The sequence below is a fragment of the Paenibacillus chibensis genome, assembly GCF_004001045.1.
Taxonomy (GTDB): domain Bacteria; phylum Bacillota; class Bacilli; order Paenibacillales; family Paenibacillaceae; genus Paenibacillus_AQ; species Paenibacillus_AQ chibensis.
Window position 1 is genome coordinate 1 of the sequence record NZ_BIMK01000014.1, and the last position, 16,658, is coordinate 16,658.

At 51.2% G+C, this 16,658-nt stretch carries 20 protein-coding genes; 1 reads left to right on the plus strand and 19 read right to left on the minus strand.

Annotation, left to right across the window (positions count from 1 at the left end; translation table 11 throughout):
• Positions 1 to 4: 4 nt before the first annotated feature.
• The 14 genes from trpE to mtrB form a co-directional block, all read right to left on the minus strand.
• Positions 5 to 1,561 (minus strand): anthranilate synthase component I, encoded by a 1,557-nt coding sequence (trpE, locus tag PCH05_RS12950; RefSeq protein ID WP_127602818.1) that lies wholly within the window; start codon positions 1,559 to 1,561, stop codon positions 5 to 7.
• Positions 1,562 to 2,028: 467 nt separating this feature from the next.
• Positions 2,029 to 2,403, minus strand: a complete 375-nt coding sequence (gene aroH / locus PCH05_RS12955; protein WP_127602819.1) for a chorismate mutase — start codon at positions 2,401 to 2,403, stop codon at positions 2,029 to 2,031.
• Positions 2,396 to 3,502: a 3-dehydroquinate synthase gene (gene aroB / locus PCH05_RS12960; RefSeq protein WP_127602820.1), complete on the minus strand. Its 1,107-nt coding sequence runs from the start codon at positions 3,500 to 3,502 to the stop codon at positions 2,396 to 2,398. Before aroB ends, aroH begins: the two co-directional genes overlap by 8 nt.
• Before the next feature lie 2 nt (positions 3,503 to 3,504).
• Positions 3,505 to 4,674: a chorismate synthase gene (aroC, locus tag PCH05_RS12965; RefSeq protein WP_127602821.1), complete on the minus strand. Its 1,170-nt coding sequence runs from the start codon at positions 4,672 to 4,674 to the stop codon at positions 3,505 to 3,507.
• 148 nt (positions 4,675 to 4,822) lie between these two features.
• On the minus strand, positions 4,823 to 5,005 hold the full coding sequence (locus PCH05_RS12970) for a hypothetical protein (RefSeq protein ID WP_127602822.1): 183 nt from the start codon (positions 5,003 to 5,005) through the stop codon (positions 4,823 to 4,825).
• Between the two features lie 87 nt (positions 5,006 to 5,092).
• The gene (locus PCH05_RS12975; RefSeq protein ID WP_281278763.1) at positions 5,093 to 5,929 is read right to left on the minus strand and encodes a CheR family methyltransferase; all 837 of its coding nucleotides are present in this window, start codon (positions 5,927 to 5,929) and stop codon (positions 5,093 to 5,095) included.
• On the minus strand, positions 5,920 to 6,363 hold the full coding sequence (ndk, locus tag PCH05_RS12980; protein ID WP_127602823.1) for a nucleoside-diphosphate kinase: 444 nt from the start codon (positions 6,361 to 6,363) through the stop codon (positions 5,920 to 5,922). The genes PCH05_RS12975 and ndk overlap by 10 nt, the downstream gene beginning before the upstream one ends.
• Before the next feature lie 104 nt (positions 6,364 to 6,467).
• Positions 6,468 to 7,442, minus strand: coding sequence for a polyprenyl synthetase family protein (locus PCH05_RS12985; protein ID WP_127602824.1), 975 nt, complete (start codon positions 7,440 to 7,442; stop codon positions 6,468 to 6,470).
• A gap of 129 nt (positions 7,443 to 7,571) precedes the next feature.
• Entirely contained in the window at positions 7,572 to 8,210 is a 639-nt protein-coding gene (locus PCH05_RS12990) for a UbiX family flavin prenyltransferase (RefSeq protein WP_127602875.1), read from the minus strand.
• Complete coding sequence (locus tag PCH05_RS12995) at positions 8,210 to 9,082, minus strand: UbiA-like polyprenyltransferase (protein WP_127602825.1); 873 nt, start codon at positions 9,080 to 9,082, stop codon at positions 8,210 to 8,212. The genes PCH05_RS12990 and PCH05_RS12995 overlap by 1 nt, the downstream gene beginning before the upstream one ends.
• Positions 9,075 to 9,821, minus strand: coding sequence for a demethylmenaquinone methyltransferase (locus tag PCH05_RS13000; protein WP_127602826.1), 747 nt, complete (start codon positions 9,819 to 9,821; stop codon positions 9,075 to 9,077). Before PCH05_RS13000 ends, PCH05_RS12995 begins: the two co-directional genes overlap by 8 nt.
• 9 nt (positions 9,822 to 9,830) lie before the next feature.
• Positions 9,831 to 10,646: a heptaprenyl diphosphate synthase component 1 gene (locus tag PCH05_RS13005; RefSeq protein ID WP_246049535.1), complete on the minus strand. Its 816-nt coding sequence runs from the start codon at positions 10,644 to 10,646 to the stop codon at positions 9,831 to 9,833.
• A gap of 188 nt (positions 10,647 to 10,834) precedes the next feature.
• The gene (locus PCH05_RS13010; protein WP_127602828.1) at positions 10,835 to 11,389 is read right to left on the minus strand and encodes a hypothetical protein; all 555 of its coding nucleotides are present in this window, start codon (positions 11,387 to 11,389) and stop codon (positions 10,835 to 10,837) included.
• Positions 11,390 to 11,574: 185 nt separating this feature from the next.
• A complete protein-coding gene (gene mtrB, locus PCH05_RS13015; protein WP_127602829.1) occupies positions 11,575 to 11,799 on the minus strand; it encodes a trp RNA-binding attenuation protein MtrB in 225 nt (74 codons plus the stop codon).
• A gap of 109 nt (positions 11,800 to 11,908) precedes the next feature.
• Here mtrB and PCH05_RS27910 point away from each other — a divergent pair, with 109 nt between their 5' ends.
• Entirely contained in the window at positions 11,909 to 12,043 is a 135-nt protein-coding gene (locus PCH05_RS27910; protein WP_281278764.1) for a hypothetical protein, read from the plus strand.
• A gap of 151 nt (positions 12,044 to 12,194) precedes the next feature.
• Here the strand turns inward: PCH05_RS27910 and hbs are convergent, their stop codons facing one another.
• From hbs to PCH05_RS13040, 5 genes are all read right to left on the minus strand, one after another.
• On the minus strand, positions 12,195 to 12,467 hold the full coding sequence (gene hbs, locus PCH05_RS13020) for a non-specific DNA-binding protein Hbs (protein WP_127602830.1): 273 nt from the start codon (positions 12,465 to 12,467) through the stop codon (positions 12,195 to 12,197).
• Positions 12,468 to 12,845: 378 nt separating this feature from the next.
• Positions 12,846 to 14,324 (minus strand): stage IV sporulation protein A, encoded by a 1,479-nt coding sequence (gene spoIVA / locus PCH05_RS13025; RefSeq protein ID WP_127602831.1) that lies wholly within the window; start codon positions 14,322 to 14,324, stop codon positions 12,846 to 12,848.
• Between the two features lie 498 nt (positions 14,325 to 14,822).
• A complete protein-coding gene (locus PCH05_RS13030; protein ID WP_246049537.1) occupies positions 14,823 to 15,575 on the minus strand; it encodes a YphF family lipoprotein in 753 nt (250 codons plus the stop codon).
• Positions 15,576 to 15,647: 72 nt separating this feature from the next.
• Positions 15,648 to 16,004: a 2Fe-2S iron-sulfur cluster-binding protein gene (locus PCH05_RS13035; RefSeq protein WP_127602833.1), complete on the minus strand. Its 357-nt coding sequence runs from the start codon at positions 16,002 to 16,004 to the stop codon at positions 15,648 to 15,650.
• A gap of 28 nt (positions 16,005 to 16,032) precedes the next feature.
• Entirely contained in the window at positions 16,033 to 16,641 is a 609-nt protein-coding gene (locus PCH05_RS13040; RefSeq protein WP_127602834.1) for a nucleotidyltransferase domain-containing protein, read from the minus strand.
• Positions 16,642 to 16,658 lie beyond the last annotated feature (17 nt).

Consider the following 16,658-nt stretch of genomic DNA (forward strand, 5'->3'; position numbering starts at 1 on the left):
TTGTTTATGGCGTATATTCGTAAAAATAATCCTGATTCAACTGTTCGTTCTCCGCTTTGGCCGGTGGAGGGAACATGGCTTCCGCCGTGCGGATCGATTTCAAAAGCGCTTTGGCCTTGTTCACCGTTTCCTCATATTCCTTCTCCGGTACGGAATCCCACACGATTCCGGCTCCGGCCTGGACATAAGCCTTTCCCTTCCGGAAAATAATCGTGCGGATCGTGATGCAGGCATCCATATTGGAGTTGAAGCCTAAATATCCAATTGCGCCTGCGTAGGCTCCCCTGGCTTCACGCTCCAGTTCCGCGATAATTTCCATTGCTCTCAGCTTGGGTGCGCCGGAGACGGTCCCTGCAGGCAAGCAGGACAGGAAGGCGTCAAAGAAATCCTTGTCGTCCCGAAGCGTTCCCGACACGTTCGACACCATATGCATGACATGCGAATACCGCTCGATTTCCATGAACATGTCGCATTTCACCGTGCCGAACTTGGATACGCGTCCCAGGTCGTTGCGCCCCAGATCGACGAGCATCAAATGCTCCGCACGTTCTTTTTCATCCTTCAGCAGCTCTTCTGCCAGCTGATTGTCTTCCACTTCATCCTTGCCCCGCGGGCGAGTGCCTGCAATCGGGCGAGTCTCCACTTGATCCCCGTCGACCTTGACCAGCGCTTCCGGGGAGGTGCCGACGATGATTTCTTCATGCATTTTGAGGTAGTACATGTAAGGTGACGGATTCAATGTCCGCAGTACGCGGTACACATGCAGCGGAGATACCTCTGTATCAATGTGAAACCGCTGGGACAGCACGACCTGAAAAATATCGCCGGAACGGATATATTCCTGTGCCCGCTCCACGTTTGCCATGTACTGCTCTTTGGACATATTGGATTTGATATCCCCAAGATCGATATCCGAAGGAATCGTCCGGCCGTTCACATTCTCACGCGGTCCCTGCATTTGAAGCTGATCGGCAATTCGGGCAAGCTTGTTGTCGATCTCCATGTAGCTTCTGCGGATATCCGCATCCGTGTCACCGTCTTTCACATGAATATTGCCGACGAGCAGGATCTGCTGCTTTACGTGATCGAACACGATCACCGTATCGCAGAACATGAAGCGGATGTCGTCCATATCGAGATCGTCCACGGCATGGGCCGGAAGCTTCTCGTAGTATTGCAGCAGGTCGTATCCGAAGAACCCGATCGCTCCGCCGGTAAACGGGGGAAGCTCCTCCATTTTCGGGCTGCGGTAGCTGCGGAGCAGCGCCTTCAGCTCTTCAACCGGCTTCCCCTCCATGATTTCCTTGGCGCCCTTGCGCTCAAGTACGATCTCGCCCTTTTTGCCGTAGATCATCATGAAGGGATCGGTCCCGATGAAGGAGTAGCGCGCCCATCGGCTGCCACCCTCTACACTCTCAAGCAAAAATGCGCAATCACGTTCAGCATAACGCTGAAAAATGCGTATCGGGGTTTCCATATCTGCCAGCAGACGTTTCGCGACCGGAATCAGATTATAATCTCGGGACAGCTTCAGGACTTGCTCCACACCCGGATTCATCATTGACGTTCCCTCCTTTAGTTTCAAATTCGCAGTTTACATTCCTTTTCCGCGTCATGGTGTTGGGCTGTTGCCGTTCTGTTTCATGGCAACAAAAAAACCTCTACCGAAGTAGAGGTTTGGACGTTCATTAAGTATATGATAAGAGTCATCTGTCGCAAGTAGGTTGCTCCGCTTCGAAACCCGCTGCACTTCACCCTGAATCCTTCACAGGGAGGAGAAATTAGCACGGGTCAACGGAGACCGTCTTGGCCAGACGTTCCATTCATTGCATATATGCATATGGACTCAGCTCTTCTATACTCAACTCAGCTCATCTAAACTCTACTCAGCTATCGGATTAACCAAGATCTCCATCCCGGTTCAATCCTCATAAGAATGCACAGCCGCCAATTCATGCTTCTGTCATTCTATGTAACTTACACTATACATGATGATCCCTTGTCCTGGCAAGCACGCTTTTTCTGAATTTACGCACTGGGTGCGGCAAGATCCGGACGCAGCTTCTTCGCTTCATTCATATATACATGCTTGATTTCGCTCTGGCTCTTTTCCGTGTTGACCTGTACCATTAACCGGATGCAGCGCGGCAGGCTTCCCTTCACGGGAACTTCGACGGAGCACATTAAAGGCACCAGCTCCCATCCATCAAGCTGCCGGATCGCCTTGGCCGGAAAAGCAGCGTCCAGATCCTGGGTCAGCGTAATCCACACGCTACATATATCTTCCGGATTCACCTGGTTGCGCTCCACGATCTCACGCATCAATAGAACGGTCTCATCCAATATTTCCCGTTCATCGTTATGAAGAACCGTCGTCGCGCCGCGAATACCTCTGTTATACATGGACCTCTCCTCCTTTTCTCAGCTGTTTCAATATATCTCTGACTAGAGTCTGCGGAATATCCTTCACGATGCTGACGGAGCCGATCGAATCCGGCACCACGAAAACCATCGTGCCTTCCTTGAATTTCTTGTCATGCATCATGGCAGCCATCAGCTCATCCTCGTTCAGGTGGGGAGGCAGCACGACCGGAAGATTCAACGCCGTCAGCATGGCCGTGGTTTCCGCATATATGCCGCCCCCCCGTCCCAGAGCCTCCGCGAGAAGAGCGGAGCCCGCCATGCCAATCGAAATGGCTTCGCCGTGCAGGAACTCGCCATAGCCTCCAACGGCTTCGATCGCATGCCCGATCGTGTGGCCGAGATTGAGGATGGCGCGCAAGCCGCCTTCCCGCTCGTCCTGGGATATGACTTCTGCTTTGATGGCCACCCCGCGTTCCAAACCGTATCCGAGAGCATCCAGATCAAGCGCAAGCAGTTCCGCCGCATGGTCTTTGCACCAATAAGCAAACGTTTTGTCCTTGATCAAGCCGTGCTTGACCATTTCCGCAAGCCCTGCCGACACTTCGCGTGGCGGGAGCGTCGTAAGCGTGTCAAGATCATACAGCACGAATTCGGGCTGATGGAACGCGCCGATCATGTTTTTGGCAAGCGGATGATTGACGGCCACCTTGCCGCCCACACTGCTGTCATGCGCCAGAATGGTTGTCGGCATTTGAATGAACGAAATGCCGCGCATATATGTAGCGGCGACGAATCCCGCCAAGTCGCCAACCACCCCTCCCCCAAGTGCGATGACGGAAGAATTGCGGTCCAGGCCTCCCTGGATCGCGGAAGTCATGACCTCTTCATATACAGACAGCGATTTGGAGCCTTCACCGGACTTCACGATGGATACGACCAGACGGAAGCCGGCTTTCTCCAACGACGTTTGGAGCGTTTCAAGGTGATATGAAGCAACCTTTTCGTCCGTTACGATCAAATGCGGACTTTTGGCGGATAATCCATGCTTTATCAGATAAGCCGCAGCCTGCGGCAGAAGGCCGGAACCGATGTAGATCGGATACGAACGTTCTCCCAATTCCACATGTACGGTTCTCATCATTAGTATGTCTCCACTTGAGCCATGTAGTTGTTATAGTTGGCGCGTATTTCATCCATGGAGTCCCCGCCGAATTTTTCAAGGAACGCCTTGGCGATCTCCCACGCCACTACATGTTCCATCACGACACTCGCCGCAGGCACGGCACATGCGTCAGAACGTTCCACCTGAGCCGTAAATGGTTCCTTCGTGTCAATATCTACGCTTCTAAGCGGCTTATAGAGCGTCGGGATCGGCTTCATGACACCGCGGACAACCACAGGCATACCGTTGGTCATACCGCCTTCGAAACCGCCCAGACGATTGCTTGCACGATAGTATCCACGGCCATCCTCATGAATAATTTCATCATGTACCTGGGATCCGCGAAGAACGCCGGCTTCAAATCCGATGCCGATCTCGACGCCCTTGAAGGCGTTAATGGACATTACGGCTTGAGCAATGCGCCCGTCAAGCTTGCGGTCATACTGCACGTAGCTTCCAAGTCCGACCGGCAGTCCTTCGACCACGCATTCGACCACCCCGCCGACAGAGTCGCCTTCTTTTTTGATTTGATCAATATAGGCTTCCATCTTCTGTTCTGTTTCAGGATCAACCACGCGTACGGATGAAGCTTCCGTCCGTTCGTTCAGCTCATCAACCGACAGCTGATTGGCAGGTGCTTCGATTTCCCCGATCCGGATCACTTGTCCCCCGATTTTCACGCCGAACGCTGCAAGGAACTGACGTGCGATCGCGCCGCAAGCAACACGTACGGCCGTTTCCCTGGCGCTGGAGCGCTCCAGTACATTGCGCAGGTCTTTCAGATTATATTTCAGTCCGCCGTTCAGATCGGCATGTCCCGGGCGGGGACGATGCACGCGGCGTTTTTCCTCGTCATTGCCTTCAATCGGCTCGACGTTCATGATCTGGCTCCAACTGGCCCAGTCTTTATTTTCTACAACGATCGCTACCGGTGCACCAGTTGTAACTCCATGGCGTACCCCGCCGACGATTCGGGCCGTGTCCTTCTCGATTTGCATCCGGCGTCCGCGGCCATGCCCCTTTTGGCGGCGCTGGAGCTGAAAATTCAATGCCTCAAAATCAATGGTAAGATTGCTCGGCAATCCTTCAATAATAGCAGTAAGCTGGGGACCATGCGTCTCCCCGGCTGTTAGATAACGTATACTCATGTGCTGCTTTCCCCCTTTAAACTGTTAAACGGTAATTGGCTAAAATCCGAAGATATCTTTGCTCATTATAGTATAGCTCACCTGCTTTGACAAGGAATGCTCAAAAAGCAAAAAAGACGCCATTCCCTTCAAAACCGGGGATGACGTCTTATTCCGCACTGCTGCTGTTCACGGGAAACCGCTCCGGAAGCTGCTCTTCTTCCTTCAAGCTCTCCACCGAATCCTGGACCAACCGGCTGAGCCGAATGTCCTCGATGCCCAGGATTTGTCCGCATTCCTGTATTGTGATAAAACCCCGGCGGTATGCCGTGATCACCTCGCGCTTATCCATGGCTTGCTGACCTCCACATGTCATTCAAGTGTGTGTTAGCCATAGTATCGTATAGGACAGCCGCAATTATACCTCGGATCTGGCAAGTCAGGATTTTTTTCTGTAAAAAAAGGTTTCGGTCGGTTCAAGCCCATATTGTCCCGGCGTGAAAATTTGCTCCGTGCTGCCGACAAACAAATAACCGCCGGGTCTAAGCGCTTCCGCAAATTTGTGATAGAGCTTGTTTTTGGCCTCTTCCGTAAAATAAATCATGACATTGCGGCAGACGATCAAATCATGCTCCGCCTCGAAGCGGTCAAGCAGCAGATTCTGCTTGCGGAACTGTACGTTTTTTTTCAGCTGTTCGCTGAATTTGAACCATGGGCCTTCCTGTGAAAAATAGCGGGCGGCCACATCCTTAGGCACATCCTTCAAGGATCGCTCCAAATACAAGCCCTGCTTCGCTTTAGCCAGTGCCCCTTCATCGATGTCGGTCGCCACCAGAGACGTGTCAGCGAGCAGTCCTTTTCCGTCCAATATCATCGCAAGGGTATAAGGCTCTTCGCCCGTAGAGCAGGCGGCGCTCCATACCTTGAGCTTGCGTCTTCCGGCGGTCGAAAGCTCCGGCAGAATGATATCCCGAAGCACTTCCCAGCGGTTCGGATTACGCCAGAATTCCGAGACATTGATCGTCATTCGGTCCAGGAATTCATAAAACAGGTTTTTATCCTTCGAAATGGCTTCATAGAAGGCAGCGAAGGTGTGATAGCCGTTTTTGACGCGGAGCGTGGTAAGCCGCCGCTTCATCTGGGCTTCTTTGTATTCCGACAAATCGATGCCGGTACTCTGCTTAATTTGATGAATAAATGCTATATAGTCCGGATCCGGCGAGTGCTCTCCGGCAGAAGCGCCGCCGGTGGAAGTCAACGGATGGATTACGTCCACAGCGAAATGCTCTTGTCGTAGTTCACCAGTTCATGCGCCTCGAAAAAATTCGCGATTTCGCGTGCGCTGCTCTCTGGTGAGTCGGAGCCATGAATCAGATTATGTGGGGTATGCGAGGCATAATCGCCGCGAATCGTGCCAGGCAGAGCCTCGGTTACATTGGTTTTCCCCATGAGAATCCGCGTCAGGGCAATAATATCGTCGCCTTCCCAAACCATGGCGAAAACGGGGCCGGATGTAATGAAGCGCACCAGGTTATCGTAAAAATTTTTCCCTTCATGCTCAGCATAATGACGCTGCGCCTGCTCCAGCGATACTTGAACAAGCTTGCCGGCAACCATTTTGAATCCTTTGTCCTCCAGTCTTGCAACAATGCGGCCGATTAGTCCGCGCTGAACGCCATCCGGCTTGACCATTAAAAAAGTTCGTTCCATATAAACTCACTCTCCTGTTTTGTTTCAAGTCACAAGGTTTGGTTTGGTAAAAGTTTTCTTCTGTTATAACAGACTGCCATTATGTACCGGACCGAAATCGATCCCTAATAGGAACGCTTCGCAACAAAGTTCGCGATATCCCTGAGGTTTTTCTTCGCCCGATTGTCCGGCAGCCGTTCCAGCGCATCAAATGCTTTTTTAAAGTAGCGGTCAGCCAGCTCCTCCGCCTGGGCGATGCCTTTGCTTTCCTTAATGATTCGAATGGCGCCCGAGACATCGCATTCCCCGTTGCGTTCGCGGATATAGCTGATTTCACGCAGCAGCGGTCCCCGCAATTCTTCGTCCTGCAATGCGTAAATGACGGGAATCGTAATGTTACCCTGTCTGATATCGCTGCCAGGCGGTTTACCGATCTGCTTTTCGGTGCCGCACAGATCGAGCAGGTCATCCTGGATCTGAAACGCCATGCCAATGTTATAGCCATACCGGTACAACAGGTTAACGGTTTTGCGATCGGCTTCGGAAGCTACTGCGCCAAGCTGGCAGCTGATGGCGATCAGAAGAGCGGTTTTCCGGCGGATACGCAGAAGATAACGGCGCACGCTTTGCTCCGTATTAAAGAAATCACGGATCTGTTCCATTTCACCGATGGACATTTCGACCATCGCTTTGGAAAGCACCTGGTGGATCAGTGGATTCTCCAGATGCGCAGTGAGCATCAAGGCGCGGGCATAAATATAATCACCCGTGTACATCGCGATGCGGTTGTCCCACTTCGACTTGACCGTCAGTTCCCCGCGGCGGGTATCCGCATCGTCGATGACATCGTCATGGACCAGCGAAGCCATATGGATCAGCTCCAAAGGAACGGCCACATGCTTCAGCTTTTCCAAGTCATAATTGCCGAATTTGCCGCCCATGAGCACAAATACCGGTCGCAGGCGCTTTCCCCCCGCCTTCAGCAAATGCATGGACGTCTCGTTCAGCAGCTTATGCTCGCCCTCGATGCTCCGAAAGAGCTCATCTTCAATATAATTCATGTCTTTTTTCAGTAAGCCGAATATGTCTAGTCTTTTCATTCCTTCACCCGTGTCAGCGTATTCTGAATCCGCATTCCCTTTTCACAAGCCGAATTCGAGTCTTGCAGTAGCAGTATTAGTCAAATCATAGCATATTTCAATCCCATAAATCACATATCAAGAAAACACTCATTCCTCTTTAGTCATACGGGCAGCAGCCTGGCCGCCATCCCATCGGGTAAACAGATCATGTTCAACGCGCAGGCTGTCCAAAATTTTCCCTACTTGAAAATCGACCAGATCATCAATCGTCTTCGGATGAAAATAAAAAGCCGGCATTGCCGGGATGATCCGAACGCCCAGCCTGGCGAGCTTCAGCATATTTTCGAGATGAATGGCGTGCAGCGGCGTCTCGCGAGGTACGAGAACGAGCGTGCGGCCTTCCTTCAGCATCACATCCGCGGCCCTGGTCATCAGATTGTCCGAGCTGCCGTGCGCCACAGCGGAAAGCGTGCCCATGGAGCATGGAGCGATCACCATTCCCTCGACCTGAAACGACCCGCTCGCAATCGTCGCGCCAATGTCCGCAATCGGATGGTAGTGCAGTTGGCCTGGAAGCATGCCGAACTTTTCGTTCAGCACCTGCTCCCTTTTGCCGACGCTCCATCCGAGCTCTTCACTAAGCACCCTCCAGCCGGCATTGGATACTACCATATGAACCGTATAGCCTTGTTGCAGCAGCACTTCGATCAAGCGGACGCCATATATGGATCCGCTTGCCCCCGTAACGCCGACCACCCAGCCCCGCTTCTCGCCTTCCCTACGCATCAATGGTATTGCACCACCAGATCAATCAGCGTAAAGACAAATACCGCGATACTGAGAACGCTGTTCATCGTAAAGAACGAGGTTTGCAGCTTGCTCATGTCTTTCGGAGACAAAATATAGTGTTCATAGAACAAGATGATATAGGAGATCACCATGCCTGCGAAATACCACCAGCTAAGCTCTGTCACGAAGAAAAGAAAGACAAAGCCAACAGCGGTCACTACATGGAAATACCGGGCGATCAAAAGAGATTTATGAAGTCCGAACCGTGCTGGAATGGAGTATAGTCCTTCTTTTTGGTCGAACTCCATGTCTTGAATGGCATAAATGACGTCGAAGCCTGCGGTCCAGAACGCCACCGTTACATACAGCAGCACTGCGGTCCAATCCATGCTGCCCGTCACTGCGACCCAGCCTCCGAGCGGCGCCAGGCCTAACGTCAGTCCGAGCACCAGATGACAAAGCCATGTAAAACGTTTGGTGTAAGAATAAAATACGAGCATAAAGACCGCTACAGGCAGCAGCTTCAATGCGAGCGACGAAAGCTCGTAAGCCGCCCAGAATAATAAAACAAATGAAATGATCGTAAACACGATGACTTCCGTATTTTTGAGCAGACCTGCCGGAATGGCACGTCCGGCGGTACGCGGATTCTTTTTATCAATGACCTGGTCGATCATCCGGTTCAGGCCGAACGCCGCGCTCCTTGCGCCGAACATCGCCATCAGAATCCAGCCGATCTGTGCCCAGGAGGGCAAGTGGCCGTTCATGACGACAGAACCCAGGATCGCCCCCATGAAAGCAAACGGAAGGGCAAACAAGGTATGCTCGATCTTGATCATTTCCAAAAACACGCCGATTTTCTTAAACATCCCGATTCTCCTTAATCCCAATATGTAATGCCGCGATGCCGCCAGTCAGGGGATAGGCCTCGACATGCTCTAGTCCGACGCTCCGGAAAATCGCTGCCAGCTCCTCCCTTCCCGGAAAGAGGGCCAACGAATCGGGCAGCCATTTGTACTGCTCATATCTCTTCGCAAAAAGCTTGCCAAGGTTTGGCAGTATTTTTTGAAAATAAAAATAATAAATGCCTTTGAACGGCTGCCAGGTCGGCTTGGACAGCTCCAGACAAACAACCATCCCGCCCGGTTTAACGACGCGTCTCATTTCATGAAGAACCTTTTCCAAGTCAGGCACGTTCCGCAGTCCGAAGCCGATGGTCACATAATCGAATTGATTATCTTCAAACGGCAGCTCCATGGCGTTGCCTTCGATCAATTGAATCTGGTTCTCCCTGTGCTTCTCGCGGATCTTTTTTTCGCCGACCTTCAGCATGTTCGAGCTGAAATCAAGTCCGGTAATGGTGCCGGTCCCGCTTGCTTCGGCCATGCTCAGCGTCCAATCGCATGTTCCGCAGCACAGATCCAGGGCTGTGTCCCCTTTTTTCATGGCCATTTTTCGCATCGTGAACTTGCGCCATGCCTTGTGTCTGCGGAAGCTCAAAATATCATTCATGATATCGTATTTGGATGCAATGCTTTGAAATACGGACTGAACATGATCGTATTGCTCTTCCGTATGGGATGGCGTCCCCGAAGTGTTCGTATTCATAGCGATTCCCTACCCTTCTCCGACCGCTGATCCTGAAGCAAGAAGCTGCCGCTGAAAAGGTTCCAGCACTTGCCCGATATCACGGAAGAGTCCGTCGCCCTTGACGCTCTTCAAGACGGTTTGAACGCCACCTACGGCCTGGCGCAGCTTCTCGGCCAGATGTTCTCCCGCTTTGTATTTGAGCATCAGCTTCTTCCAGTCTTTGTTGTCGATTTTATGTTCCTTAAGCGCCTGCTTGTCTTCTTCGCTCGCGACATCAAGAATATGCCAGTATGCATAGCTGTATAGGAACGATTCATTGCTGCTGCGCTGCATCTCTCTCACCACGGTTTCGCACTCGCTGACGTTATGAAGCAAGGAATTCCACAATTCACGCACAGATTCCTCAATCAGGGGAGTAAACGAAAGAAACAGCTGCATATTCAGCTGCACCGTTTGCCGCAAATATTCTTCCGCTGACAATAACAGGCTCTTCATCTTGCCGTACAGATTCATTTTAAGCACGTTCACGTCGCATATCGCCTGGCTGAGACGAGATACGGCTTCGATTTGCCCTTTCTGGGACAGGAGCTGATAAAAGCGGCTGCTGAAATAATCTCCTGCGAGAACCTTCAGCTGACGGGAGCGCATAAAGCCTTCTATCGGCTTCCCCTCCTGCGTGTCAATCGTTTCATGCGTATCTATACCTACTTGCACGAGGGAAGTGACCAACGAGTATAGCTCGCTGTGTTCGGTCTGGTTGCTGGTTCCCTGGTTCAAAAAAATATATAACAGATGAACACGGGCGTCAGGAAAAGGCGGCAGCTCCGTATGTTTTTGTATCATGTCGTATTCGACATATTTCTTTGCTAGTTGGGGTACGCGGTACGGTTTCATCGTCAGCCTCCGAGCCTATTTCTTTCTCAAATCACTTTCATTTTCACGAACAAGAGCTTTTGTTCACAATCTTTTCTATTATATCACATGTTTTTTCGCCACGCACGGGTGCTTCTTCTTTTTCGGAATAAATATCATTACCCATTTTGTCCGGTAACGAAATGATTTTTCCATAACATTGTTTCGATGACATGCAACCGCAGCTTGATGGGATCAGGCAGAGGCGATTCTCCTAACCGCATCAGCTCGGATCGAAGACCGGCATCCCAATCCTCCCGCTTGGCATCCAGTGCAAGCAATAAATGCTTTGTCGTTCCAAGCCATTTGTCCTCGGCCAATAAACGGAGCTTCACCTGGTTTACGTTTATGGTGCTGGAAAAGCTGAAGGTAAGGATGTCTGCGATGTTCTGATACAAGATGGAGCGCTTGATTTCGGGGCCGGATACCGTAAGATCGATCGACATGGAAGGTTCCGTCCACTCCACTCTTCGGATCGGCAGGGTCAGAGGCAGCGAATGAAGGGCGTCTACAATATTGCCACTTGTCAGCTCCCATCCCGGCTTCTGATAAGAAACGGGAATGGCCGGTTTAGAAACGGATATCAAGTTTTGGGGTCTATCGAATGGTGAGAGCAGGAGTACCGTTCCCATCGTGATGAAGAATGCGGCACCGGGCAGGAAAAAGCGGTTCATCCAGGGGTGACCTCCCTCGCTTGTTGGTATCCTATAGTTTAATCTCCATCACAGGAGTCCATACCTCATAGCCAACGAAAATAACCCCACAAAGTGGGGCCAGCTCTGTATCCATCCATGTACTTTGCATGGCCCCGGAAACTTTAAATGCTAATATGTGAAAAAAAGCAGGCTATGCCTGCCTTCTAGCTTTCACTTTCGATGATGCCGTGCTTGGTTTGAACTTCCGCTTTGCCGCGTATTTTCATGGCGGATGTATGATCCGTAAACTGCGCGATAAGAACTTCGCCTTTATCGAGCTTTTCCGTATGGTGGAATTTCGTGTCATGTCCCCGCGTCAAGCCGATGACCTGCACGCCGTTTTCCTTAGCTTTAACGACAATGTAGTCCGTGTTGTTGGATTGATCCATGCTGTCTCCTCCTTCCATCGAGCCGGAGAGGATTTCCTCCGGACATAATTCTAATGCATTTATGGGTACACTGACACCGTATGATCTTTAAAAAGGAGTGTTTAAAAAGATGAACTACGAACCGGCACAGCTGGATGAAGAAGCGTTATCCAAGCTTCGTGAATTCGAGCTGCAGATGAGCAGCGCGGCAGGCGAGCCTGTCGTACTTATCGCTTATACGGACCAGGAGGACATATCGCAGTAGAAAAGAAAAGGCCGTGAGCAGCCTGCAGATCCATCCGGTTTGATCCGAAAAGACTTGCAGGTATCTTCAAAGTGGGCTGCCCGACTGGACAGTGCAAGTTGAAGATTCATCACGGTCTTGTTCTTGCTTACATATGGAATATGTAGAAATCTTATTTAATTCCGTCTTTGAGCGCTTTGCCTGGTTTGAAAGCAGGAATTTTGCTCGAAGGGATTTCGATTTCTTCACCTGTTTGCGGGTTGCGTCCTTTGCGTGCAGAACGTTCGCGAACTTCAAAGTTGCCAAATCCTACGAGTTGGACTTTGTCTCCGTTTTGCAGAGCTTGCGCAATGGATTCGAATACGGCGTCAACCGCTTTCGTTGCATCCTTCTTGGACAATTCAGCCGTCTCGGAAACTTGGGAAATCAGTTCGGATTTATTCATTTCTATTTCACCTCCCCAATAGTTGAATCGGTTGTTACTCACTCTTTCCGTTTTGCCGCAAAATATACGTTCATCTGCTTTTTTTACAGATAGAATCGCCATAAAGCCAGTACAGCCGCAGGCGCGGACAAACTTATAGTAATACAGTGCAACTAGAATTTCAAGAGTTTTAAGCGATCGCACCTTTTAAATGCATGGAAATGGCTTTAAAATCCAAGCGCCAGCACCCGTTTTCAAGCCATTCTCACACCATCTGGGGACTCTTTCATCTATCCTTAATTACGGGCTGCGTCACCACTTGAACTCTAGCTACAGGTATCCCAGAATACGCAAGAAAACCGCTTGGAGCATGCGCTCCTGCGGTTTTCTCTGGCCGTTCTATAAAATGATGGCTATCAGTCCGCCAGAACCTTCATTGATGATTCTGCCGAGCGTTTCCTGCAGTTTATATCTGGCGTTATCCGGCATCATAGCAATTTTCCCTTGGATGCCCTCTCTTACGATGGAATGCAAGGACCGTCCGAAAATGTCTGAATCCCAAATCTTGATCGGATCGTTCTCAAAATCCTGAATCAGGTAGCGGACAAGCTCCTCGCTCTGCTTTTCCGTGCCGATGATCGGGGAGAATTCGGATTCGACATCCACCCGGATCATATGGATGGAAGGCGCTGTGGCTTTCAGTCTGACGCCGAAGCGCGTGCCCTGACGGATGAGCTCCGGCTCATCAAGCGACATTTCGGCTAGTGATGGTGCCGCGATGCCATAGCCGGTCGTCTTGACCATCTCAAGCGCTTCTGCGAAACGGTCGTACTCGCGCTTGGCGTGGGAGAATTCCTGCATCAGCTGCAGCAGATGATCTTTACCGCGGATTTCTACGCCGACCACTTCCATCAGGATTTGATCGTACAGTTCGTCAGGTGCGAAGAGATCAATCTCGGCAACCCCCTGACCCATGTTCATGCCGCTGAGCGCAGCGCGGTTGATGAATTCATAGTCCATGAATTGCGAGACGACGCGGTCAACGTCGCGCAGGCGCCGGATATCCTTCACCGTATCGCGAACGGAGTTTTCATAGTTGCTGCGCAGCCAGTGCTTCTCATTCAGCACCATGACCCAGCTTGGCAGATTCACATTGACTTCATGCACAGGGAATTCGTACAGAACCTCGCGCAGTACGCCTGTGACATCCTCTTCCGTCATCGTCGCAGCGCTGAGAGACATGACCGGAATGTCATACTTTTCAGCGAGCTCGCTCCGGAGCTGAAGCGCTTCCTCACTGCGTGGACGCGTCGAGTTGATCACGAGTACGAACGGCTTGCCGACTTCCTTCAATTCGGCAATGACACGTTCTTCCGCCTCGACGTAGGAGCTGCGAGGAATTTCCGCGATAGAACCGTCTGTCGTCACCACCACGCCAAGCGTGGAATGTTCCTGAATGACTTTTCGTGTTCCGATTTCGGCTGCTTCCTGGAATGGGATCGGCTCCTCAAACCATGGGGTGGAGATCATACGGGGACCGTTTTCATCCTCGTAGCCTTTCGCACCTTCCACTGCGTAGCCTACGCAGTCAACCAGGCGCACATTGACGTCCAATCCTTCAGCCACCTTAATTTGCACTGCGTTGTTCGGTACAAATTTGGGCTCGGTTGTCATAATCGTTTTGCCGGCAGCACTCTGCGGCAGTTCATCCACGGCTCTGGCCCGGTCAGCTTCGCTAGCGATATTCGGAAGCACAATGGTTTCCATGAACCGCTTGATGAACGTTGATTTGCCTGTTCGGACGGCGCCGACGACACCCAGGTAAATATCCCCGCCGGTGCGTTCGGCAATGTCCTTAAAAATGTCCACTTTTTCCAAAAGAGATCCCCTCCTCATTTACTCCGAAGGAAAAATGCTTAAGAGCATCCGCTTCGTGTTCCATCTGGAGCCTCGAGCCATTGCAACGGATTTGCGCCATACAATGTCGTCAGTAGTCCGCCGCCGGGGTCAGAATCGGATTGGAAACGGCAAAGCGGCGATACTCGCTTTAGGCATTTGGACTAGTATCATATTATGTACCTATCAAATGCAATATGACGGGTATTTTGCAAAATCTCACAACCTGCAATCGATGGACCCAAAGCGGTTCCTGTGAAGAATCACCGTTACTTTGACGATTCCTAGGAATCCTAACCTTTCCCGGCCTCGTCATCCCTCTCAGATATATGCAAGAAGATGCTCTTCTATGTATAGCAATTTGAATCATGCTATTGCCCAAAAAAGAAAGCCCTCCCTAGAAGCGGCAACGCGCTTCCAGTGAAAGGCTTTCTGGCTTATTCTTAAGCTAATCGGCTGCTTATCGGCAGTTCCTAGGCTTCAAGGCTTCACAGCTACAGGCGAGTCGCCGGACCAGCGATATGCGAGCGACTTCACAGGCACATAGTCCGATGACTTGACGAGTTCTTCTCGCAAATCTTCATCTTTGGAAGGCTTGAGGCCTTCTTTATCGATCAACTGCATGATGTCAAAGGCGTAATCCACATACACGACGCCCGCTTCATCCATCATAAAATTCATGTCCTGTCCGGAATAGACGCTTTTGAGGACGATAGATTTGGTATTGGCAAGTGCGGGATCCACCAGGTATATCCCCGGGTACAGTTCTTCGCCTGCGGGCAGTTTCCCGCCATGGGCGCTCTTATATTGGTTCACCGCGCGCTGAACGTCATTTACCTTTTGGACGGTAATCAGATCCATGACCTTAACCGTCGGATCCGTCTCCTCATTTTGGATAAGGAAATAGGCACTGCCTCCCTTTTCGAAAGCTGTAGCCGGTATTTCATCAATATAGCCGCCTTTTTGCAACTGATCCAGATTAATGCGGAATTTCTCATATTTCGGCGTGTCCTCATCCGCGTTGATCATCGGAAGGATGCCCTGATCTTTTTGGAAGTCATCCAGCGCGGATTGAATCCGTTTCACGCTCTCGCGGTAGGATACCCTGTTTTCATTCTTCTTCTCGTCCGGATACAGGCAGCCGGTCAAACTGACCGCAAGCAGCACAACCATGACCGCTGCGGCAGCTTTCCGGAAGACACCGGAACGTCTGTCAAATCGAGCCTGAGTCACTTTGATCATCCTTTATATCCACTGATTTATATTTTAGGTTTAGGTACGTCGCCAAAGGCGCTACGCTGTGGCCTACCACAGCTCATCCTCACGCTCTTGGCGTGCAGCCTCCAGCTGTCTGCGGATAGCCGCCTTCAGCTTGTCTTCAGGCACGGTTACGGTCACTGTACCTTCGATTTTAGCCTGGCATGCCAGTCTATAGCCTTGTTCGACAAGCGATCCTAGCTTGCGTTGTTCGGATTCGGCGGCATGCGACAGATGCTTGGCTGCCGTCTCGTCCACCTGGATCTTGCACATAAGGCATCCCATCTTACCGCCGCAGCGGGTGGGAATATATACGCCGGCACGCTGTGCAGCAGCCAGCACCGATGTGCCCCGGCTGACCGTGGCCTTCTTGCCGGAAGGCTTAAATGTGATTTCATGGTTCATCCTTACGCGGCTCCTCTCGCTCTATGACTTAGCAAGAGCCGTTATGATCCTTGGCGAATTGCCAGCCCAGCAAGCTTTCTATTTGCCGGATATGCTCTTCCGAAAGGCTGTTGTCATTACAGATTTGCTGTAAAAGAAACACATGGGCAGGCAGATTCTTTCTCATCGTGCTTCCGATCGCTTCATAACGATCAGCCCGCTTCCGGAGAATGTTAAACACAAGCTCATGCCCAAGAGGCATCAACGGAAGACGCACCGATTCCAACTCGATCTCCACGGCATGCGGAAGGAGCTGTCTGTCCACCCTGACTTCGTATAAACTACCTTGCGAACGCACCTTGAATCCGCCCACCAATTCAACGGCATAGCCGTGTAGATCATAGTGGCTGAGGACGGAATAATAGGTATCCGTTTCGCTTACCGCCGGCCGGTCCGTTGATCGGTCAGAAAGCAGCTGATGAAGCTTGGCCGTATGTATCTGATCTGTATAAACATCGATGTCTCTTGGCATTGCTTCCAGATGCACATTCTGGAGCAAAAGTCCGCAGCTGCCGCCGATCAGCCAGCATGTACCGGCTTCGCGAAGCCGCACAGACATCTGCAGCAGCGCTTGCTGTAATTCGGATGTGATCTGCATGGCTCACTCTCCCGTTC

Bases quoted from the DNA above. Each gene is read 5' to 3' on its own strand.
- trpE (WP_127602818.1), bottom strand. From the start codon at position 1,561: ATGATGAATCCGGGTGTGGAGCAAGTCCTGAAGCTGTCCCGAGATTAT.
- aroH (WP_127602819.1), bottom strand. From the start codon at position 2,403: ATGTATAACAGAGGTATTCGCGGCGCGACGACGGTTCTTCATAACGAT.
- aroB (WP_127602820.1), bottom strand. From the start codon at position 3,502: ATGAGAACCGTACATGTGGAATTGGGAGAACGTTCGTATCCGATCTAC.
- aroC (WP_127602821.1), bottom strand. From the start codon at position 4,674: ATGAGTATACGTTATCTAACAGCCGGGGAGACGCATGGTCCCCAGCTT.
- PCH05_RS12970 (WP_127602822.1), bottom strand. From the start codon at position 5,005: ATGGATAAGCGCGAGGTGATCACGGCATACCGCCGGGGTTTTATCACA.
- ndk (WP_127602823.1), bottom strand. From the start codon at position 6,363: ATGGAACGAACTTTTTTAATGGTCAAGCCGGATGGCGTTCAGCGCGGA.
- PCH05_RS12985 (WP_127602824.1), bottom strand. From the start codon at position 7,442: ATGAAAAGACTAGACATATTCGGCTTACTGAAAAAAGACATGAATTAT.
- PCH05_RS12990 (WP_127602875.1), bottom strand. From the start codon at position 8,210: ATGCGTAGGGAAGGCGAGAAGCGGGGCTGGGTGGTCGGCGTTACGGGG.
- PCH05_RS12995 (WP_127602825.1), bottom strand. From the start codon at position 9,082: ATGTTTAAGAAAATCGGCGTGTTTTTGGAAATGATCAAGATCGAGCAT.
- PCH05_RS13000 (WP_127602826.1), bottom strand. From the start codon at position 9,821: ATGAATACGAACACTTCGGGGACGCCATCCCATACGGAAGAGCAATAC.
- PCH05_RS13005 (WP_246049535.1), bottom strand. From the start codon at position 10,646: ATGATACAAAAACATACGGAGCTGCCGCCTTTTCCTGACGCCCGTGTT.
- PCH05_RS13010 (WP_127602828.1), bottom strand. From the start codon at position 11,389: ATGAACCGCTTTTTCCTGCCCGGTGCCGCATTCTTCATCACGATGGGA.
- mtrB (WP_127602829.1), bottom strand. From the start codon at position 11,799: ATGGATCAATCCAACAACACGGACTACATTGTCGTTAAAGCTAAGGAA.
- PCH05_RS27910 (WP_281278764.1), top strand. From the start codon at position 11,909: ATGAACTACGAACCGGCACAGCTGGATGAAGAAGCGTTATCCAAGCTT.
- hbs (WP_127602830.1), bottom strand. From the start codon at position 12,467: ATGAATAAATCCGAACTGATTTCCCAAGTTTCCGAGACGGCTGAATTG.
- PCH05_RS13035 (WP_127602833.1), bottom strand. From the start codon at position 16,004: ATGAACCATGAAATCACATTTAAGCCTTCCGGCAAGAAGGCCACGGTC.
- PCH05_RS13040 (WP_127602834.1), bottom strand. From the start codon at position 16,641: ATGCAGATCACATCCGAATTACAGCAAGCGCTGCTGCAGATGTCTGTG.